We start from the raw sequence: 267 nt of genomic DNA on the forward strand, positions 1-267 counted from the left end.
GCCTCGGCCGCCCACTGCACTCCCATGGAGTGACCGACGACGATGATGCGATCCTCCCCCAGGGCGGCGATCACTTCCGCGAGTGCTCGTCCCATCCGCACCACATCGGGATTGCCGGAGGGCCTGGGCAGCCCCGCGAATCCCGGCAGGTCCACGGACACCACACGCGTGAGATCAGCAAGAACGTCATGCAACCGCGACAGGTAGCGATGCGACATCCCGATGCCGTGCACGAGCGCGATGGTGGGCGATTCCGCACCCGGCGGC

General features: G+C 67.8%; 1 protein-coding gene. It reads right to left on the minus strand.

The window, feature by feature from the left end:
* A partial coding sequence (locus SB753_RS37740) for an alpha/beta fold hydrolase (protein ID WP_410805245.1) occupies positions 1 to 267 on the minus strand: 267 nt, incomplete at both ends.

Source organism: Paraburkholderia sp. SIMBA_053 (genome assembly GCF_046534895.1).
Lineage (GTDB): Bacteria > Pseudomonadota > Gammaproteobacteria > Burkholderiales > Burkholderiaceae > Paraburkholderia > Paraburkholderia caledonica.